The following is a 6,768-nucleotide window of genomic DNA, read 5'->3' as shown; positions in this document are numbered from 1 at the left end:
GGGGAGGGGGTTGGGGGTGGGGTTCTTGTACCTCACTCAAGCGAGAACCGCTATAATTTATTTCTTGGAAGTCCCTTAAAGGGTTTAAGACGCGCAATGTCAACACGTAGGTCAGAGGCGGAGTTGCTCTGACTCTGTTCAGTTACCCTGCGGGATATTGCTACAGTCGGAGTTTAAATAAGAGTCTGAAACTCTCTTCTCTACGAGACGCTGCGCGAACAATTTTGAATTTTGAATTGTTAATGTTGCTTAACCACCTGAAACCAAAAACATTCGCGCCTCAATCGTTTCCCAGGTTTGGGGCGACATCCGCACTGCTGCTTGTTTGCACTGGATTATGAGGTAATTGGCGTAGAGATAATCGCCGAGTGCTTTCACTTCTTCCTCAGATAAGTTGACCATTTCTTGATTGAGATTGAAAGCATTAACTAAAGTTTTTTGGAGGTGTTCAGCAAATACCAGACGCGCTTTTTGTGGCTGTTTATTATCAGTAACTTTAGCTTTCAATGCTTTTAATCGAGCAATCAGCACAGTAAAGTTGATGTTATTGAAGATTTTTAATTTTTCAAGTTCACGAGAGTAGCTGATAGCTTTGGCGATATCGTTGGCATTGGCATTGGCATTAGCCTTGGCGATGTCGTTGGCGTAGGCGATGGCGTAGGCATAGGCATAGGCTTTGGCGTTGGTGTAGGCGATGGCGTAGACGTAGGCGTAAGCGTAGACGTAGGCGTAAGCGTAGGCGTTGGCATTGGCGTTGGCGATGGCGTAGGCGATGGCGTTGGTGTTGGCGATGGCGTTGGCGATGGCGTTGGCGTTGGCGATGACGTTGGCGATCGCGATCGCAACTGCACGTTTACTCACAGGCTTATAATTATCTTCAGATCCAACTGTTACCTGTTCTGCCCAGTTGATTAACGCTTGCAACTTCGGTGTATTAATGTACTTTTGCACTTCTGTTTCCATCAACACCAGTAACTCATCTGCACCACCCCACATTAACCCAGCTACCAGCAAAAACACTTCTTTCCAACGTGTATCTACAAGATGTTCAATAACTAATTTCTCAACTTGGCGATGGTCATCAATATATTGTGCTGTTAAATATTCTTGTAGTGTCAGATGAGAAAACGAGTAGATATCCCTTGCTCGTTCTACTAAAATTCCCTGCTGAATAGCTATAGCATCTAGAACTGCCTCAGCGTCTAAATCTTTGGGTGCATTGTCGTTATTGTGCAGAAACTCTTTAATTTGACTCACAAGTTCTTGGTGAGATAAGAATAGCCGTTGTGATTTAAAGCTGTGATATGCAATCTCAGCTAGCATAATTTTCTCCAAATCGATGCCAAGCTGACAATAAATGGGAGCGGTTTGAATGCATTTTTCAGCCGCCCATTTTTTGAGTAATATATCAAGAGCATCACTGTAAACCGTAGCTCGGTTTTTAGGCAAGTCTTGAGATTCGCCATACACTAAACACAGAAAAGTTAACAATACAGGAGTTCGAGCTAACTCTTTAGTTGATTCTTGGCTTTTAATTAACTCCCAGCAATTATCAGCGGTTCCGGCTCTTATATCTATCTCTGAAGAAAACCAATTTTCAATAAACTGCTGAATTTGAACCTCATCAAAATCTGCGATGCCTACGGCGGCAAACCACGCAATTTCCATCAAATTTCTAAACTGCGATTTATAAGCAGCAGTCCGGCAAGATATAATAAACCGATTTTCTTTGTATTGCTCAACAAAAATTTGAATTTGCCTAATTAATAAATCGGTGTTTACGGTAGGGACTTCATCCAATCCATCTAGCAGAATTAATAACTTACCTTGTTGTAAGGCTTTGGTAGTAAATTCTGCCTCAAATGGCAACTGACACAACCGCATTTCTTGCCTGATAGCTTCTTCAAGATTAATTTCTCTATCAGTCAATAGTTTTAATTCAATGAAAGCCGGAATACATTCATGTTGTAATTCACCAGAGTTTCCCTTGAGTGCTTCTAATCCTATCTTCCGCAAAAATGTAGACTTACCTGCACCTGCTGCCCCAAGTATCATCAGATATTGCTGCTGATTGGCAACTTTCATGCCCTCTTGCAGATCAGCATCTTGAGGCTGAAATCCGCGTTTTCCAGCTTCGCAAAAAAGATTGTCTAAAGCTTCAATTGATTCAAGTCGCCAAATATCACTTGGCTGCAAACATTGCACAGCTATGTAGATTGAATTCAAATCTACAGGCTGTTGCATTCCCAATATTTGCAACTTGTTATGGCGTCTGTGGTAGTTAATAATATATTGCTCAGATGCTTGATAAATTAATTTTATGGTTTTCTCATCTAAAGGGCGATCAAGTGTGTTTATATAAATATCAGCAAAATGTTTAACCGCTGCATCTGGTGCAACTTCCGGCAGTGCAATCGGCTGATCTAAAGTGACATGGTTAACTCCAGACAGTGCTAATGAGCGCAAAATCGCATCAGCCGAACCTTCTACAACCACAACGCGGTTGAGTTCACCTCCAACAGGTTTCAAAGAAAGTTGTTGGAGTTCTTCGATAGTATCACCCAGCACTTCGGCTAGCTGGTTTTTACGCTGATCAATTAATGCCTGTTGATAAGCCTCAGATGATGTAAACTGCTGAGGTTCCAGCAATGAATTGCTAGCATTTAATCTAATTTGATTTTCGTCCCCTAAACTAATAACTGCTCGAATCACTTTATTTTCCTTAGCCTCCATCAAAGCTTCCTTAAGCAGAGGGTCAATTTTGGCAATTTGATTTTCACTAAGTTTCATAGGGCTGCGGTTACCTTAATTAAACCTTTACCTTGGCGTTCCTTGTCATGTCCCAAATCTTTACCGAAACTGTGCTGAATGCTGAGTAAAAAAGCAATAATCGCACTTAGCATTGCATTGCGTCCTGATTTCAATCCCCTAGATTTATCGTAAATCAAAGGGTTTAAGACCCCTACCTCTACAGGTAACGTCAGTTTCAGTCGGGGTTTAAATCCCCGTCTGAAAATATCTTTAATTTTGAATTTTGTTAGCGTAGCGTTAGCGAGTCTGCGAGCCTCATTTTGAATTTTGAATTGTTAACTATGGGGTTACTAAGCAGTCCGTCAATTAAATCTATTACCGGAATTTGCTTAGTATACTTCTCTAAGATTAACGCTGCTATACCAGAAACGATTGGGATTTCCATTGAAATTACGTCCCAAGCTTCATAACCACGACTTTGAACTGATGAATAAACTCCTTCTCTAGGAGGAACCAAATAAGGAATGTCTTAACAATTCAAAATTCTTGCATTAAAGACATTTTCAGACGGGGATTTAAACCCCGACTGAAACTGATCGTTCTGGCTTGAGTGAAGTACAAGAACCCCACCCCCAACCCCCTAAGAGCAAGCGAGGAGGGGACAATGATGTACCTCATGTGATTAGGAATGAGAGCGATACCTTTTTTTCTCTACGAGAGGCTGCGCCAACGGAACGCTACGCGAACGGTGAGCTTTGCTAACGCATCCAAATGCCACAATTCAGCCTTTATTTCTTTGTTGTGGCTGAATCAACTCAATCGGCTGATCGCGTAAAATTAAGGCATTGGGTAACTGCTCACGAATCCTCTGGGCTTCTTCATCCGGCATTTAGATAACACTTGCCCCAGTAATCCCTGATTAATCTGGATATTTTGCTACTTCACTGATGTCGTTTTGTGCATCTGCCAACCAGTCTTCAATTTGTTGGTATACTGGGTTTTCATGCCAAAAATTTACAACTTGTGCAACTTGCATCTCACGACTTTCCGGTGTAAATTTTTTAGATATAAGTTGTAGCGATCGCGCTATTAATGTTGATTTGGGTCGAATAGAATAATGTAAACGCTCATCGAATACTCCTCACTATATGTAGTAAGTTGATCAGATAAGCAAGATGTCTGCTTTCCGAATACAGTATTACATTTTTCCTAATAGGAAATATCTGCCCTTGTCAGGTCATTTGTAAGATATAAACCAGTTTCTAGCAATCAATTACAAAGTGTGAAACGGCTCATGCACGGTCTATTATGACAACTACACCAAGCTTCAATTCCTGGGTTATCTGTCCCCAACCAAATCCTCAAGCCAACTTGCGTTTATTCTGCTTCCCTTACGCTGGTGGTAGTTCGACGATTTTTCGCACATGGCCTAATAGTCTTCCTAGTAATATCGAAGTCTGTGCTGTGGAATATCCGGGACGGGGAAGACAGATTAAATCAGCACCCTTGACGCGATTAGAATCTCTTGTTGAAGCGATCGCTCCAGTTCTCATACCATATTTAGACAAACCATTCGCCTTCTTCGGTCACAGTATGGGCGGATTAGTTAGCTTCGAGTTGACCCGTCTACTTCGCTCTCAGTATAGTCTTGCTCCCTTTCATCTCTTCATATCTGCTCGTCGCGCCCCGCAAATCCCGTTCACAAAACCACCTCTCCACGTCCTATCAGACCCTGATTTGCAGGATGAGCTACGCAGTCTTAACGGTACACCCAAAGCAGTACTAGAAACCCCGGAACTGATGCAGATGTTCCTCCCCATTTTGCGGGCAGATTTTGCCGTTCTAGAAACTTATATTTACACTCAAAAACAGCCACTGGAGTGTCCAATTACTGTTTTTGGTGGTTTGCAAGACCAAGAAGTTAGTCATGATGAATTGCAAGCATGGCGAGAGCAGACGATCGCTGCTTTCTCATTACAAATGTTTGATGGCGACCACTTTTTTATTCATTCACACCAACAATTATTATTTAAACTTATATCTCAAGAATTGCAGATGCGTAACCATAGTTGGTAGTAGTCATCACACAAAAAGGAGTTAGGAGTCAGAATATAGAATTTTCCTGACTCTCTGAACTTCTGATGTCCAATATTTCTAGTTATTGTCTTTGGGTAGCGATCGCTAACTTTGTCCCCTTAACCTGACGTACCCGATCCATCACAGCCACCACCCGACCATAATCAACTTTTTCATCAGCATTAATAATCACTAACACTTCTGGGTTAGAACCAACTAAAGTCCGCACTTGCGCTGTCAAATCATCAACTGCAATTGGTTTACGGTTCAGGCTTACCTGGTCTTTTTCATCTACCGTAATGGTAATTTTAGTGGGAACTTGCTGTTGTTTGGCTGTGGTAGCCTTCGGTAAATTTACTGGCAAACCTTCTGAACGCGTTAAAAACAGAGTTGACATGATGAAAAATGTCAAAATTGCAAAAATCACGTCAATCAGCGGCACAACGTTGATCTGTAGTGGAAGTTCTGGCTCATCTGGTAGACGCATACGCTTTTTCTCCTCGTTGATAACGACGGCGGTAAAGTAATTCTAGTTGTCCACCATACTCCTGAATTAGGGCGATTTGCCGTTGGTACAGTCCCCGAAAGGTGTTGGCAAACACGAGTATGAATATAGCAACGACCAATCCTGATGCTGTACATACCAAAGCTTCGCTAATCCCAGCGGTAACATTCGTGGTTTTACTACCTCCCACGTCACCAATATTTAGGGAAGCAAAGGAGGCTATCAATCCTAACACAGTGCCGAGAAGACCCAACAGTGGTGCTAGACTAATGATTGTCTCGAAAATGTTTTGGAAACGTTTTAATACAGGTATCTCAGCCTGCGATTCGCTTTCTAATGCCAAACGAAATTCCTCTGGATTTGGCTCCTCTAATTCTAAAGCCGCCAGAAAAATCCGGGCGAGTGGCAAATCTGCGTTTTTCTGAAGTTTTTCCATTGCACCGACAACATTATCGAGACGGTAGAGATTCAAAACATCTCGCACCACGCGGCTTTGACGCTTATTGATCCGTACCCAAAATCTGATCCGCTCGATGATCAGTGCCCCACCCAATACCGAAAATACCAACAGGGGCCACATGACCACACCACCTGCTGCAAACAAATTCTGAATTACCATGTAGTGCCTCTATAACGTCATCCACAATACAAAATCAGACTACCAGAATCTAGAGAAAAGCTGAAACTTTTTCTCAATAAAATATAAAATATAATGATAATTTTTTCAAATGTCATGCTCATGATTTTTATTTAATTGTTCGTTAGTTTTACATAAATTAAATTAATTGAATTGAAACAAAAATTAATTTTGTCCAAAAACCATGATAATTGGTGGTTTAAAAAGATGTTTTTGCTAGTGCAGGGTTCTGTAACGCGATCGCAAGTAATTTTAATTGTTTACTTGATATTTGTAACCTTGCATTCTAAGATAGCTAAATTAGTGAGAATAGGTAGCAATAGCTATGAGCTTTTCCGGCATTACTGTCGAGCAACGTTCCAAAGAAGTTGAGGCTCTCAAGTCTTTTCTGACTTACAGTCTGATAGGTTCACTGGCGCTGCATATCGGCGTACTGTCCTCAGGCATAGGTAATTATTTGACGAGAGTGCCCACACCAGAAGATGAACCAATAGAGGTGGCGATCGTTGATGCTCCGACTGCGGAACCAGAAAAACCACTTGAAAAAATTCCCGAAGAACCCAAAAAAGAACCAGAAATCCTTCAAAAACAGTCTATAGAAACTCCACCAGTAGAAAAAGTTCAGCAGCAATTTGAACAGATTACAGCAGTCGCTCAGAAGCCACAGCCGACAAATACGCCGCCAAAAGCAATTGCTACCAAGCCAGAAGTTCCTGTGAAATCTGCACCCATTCCACAATCAGCGCCAGAAGTTCCTGTGAAATCTGCACCCATTCCACAATCAGCGCCAGAAGTTCCT

At 41.8% G+C, this 6,768-nt stretch carries 4 protein-coding genes and 1 pseudogene; 2 read left to right on the top strand and 3 right to left on the bottom strand.

Going from position 1 to position 6,768, the window contains the following annotated elements:
* Positions 1 to 249 precede the first annotated feature (249 nt).
* On the bottom strand, positions 250 to 2,790 hold the full coding sequence (locus HWQ41_RS14055) for an NACHT domain-containing protein (RefSeq protein WP_292763580.1): 2,541 nt from the start codon (positions 2,788 to 2,790) through the stop codon (positions 250 to 252).
* A 1,269-nt stretch (positions 2,791 to 4,059) separates the two neighbouring features.
* On the opposite strand from HWQ41_RS14055, the gene HWQ41_RS14050 reads away from it, so the two are divergent.
* On the top strand, positions 4,060 to 4,827 hold the full coding sequence (locus HWQ41_RS14050; protein WP_292763578.1) for a thioesterase II family protein: 768 nt from the start codon (positions 4,060 to 4,062) through the stop codon (positions 4,825 to 4,827).
* A gap of 82 nt (positions 4,828 to 4,909) precedes the next feature.
* Here HWQ41_RS14050 and HWQ41_RS14045 read toward each other — a convergent pair whose 3' ends face one another.
* Positions 4,910 to 5,314: a biopolymer transporter ExbD gene (locus tag HWQ41_RS14045; protein ID WP_292763576.1), complete on the bottom strand. Its 405-nt coding sequence runs from the start codon at positions 5,312 to 5,314 to the stop codon at positions 4,910 to 4,912.
* Complete coding sequence (locus HWQ41_RS14040) at positions 5,298 to 5,951, bottom strand: MotA/TolQ/ExbB proton channel family protein (protein WP_292763574.1); 654 nt, start codon at positions 5,949 to 5,951, stop codon at positions 5,298 to 5,300. Before HWQ41_RS14040 ends, HWQ41_RS14045 begins: the two co-directional genes overlap by 17 nt.
* Positions 5,952 to 6,294: 343 nt before the next feature.
* Between HWQ41_RS14040 and HWQ41_RS14035 the strand changes: the two are divergent.
* A pseudogene (locus tag HWQ41_RS14035) lies at positions 6,295 to 6,768 on the top strand (hypothetical protein); the annotation flags it as partial.

The sequence above is a fragment of the Nostoc sp. NOS(2021) genome (assembly GCF_017115025.1).
GTDB lineage: Bacteria > Cyanobacteriota > Cyanobacteriia > Cyanobacteriales > Nostocaceae > Nostoc.
The sequence above is the reverse complement of the archived record's forward strand: the minus strand, read 5'-3'. Positions and strand labels throughout refer to the sequence as shown.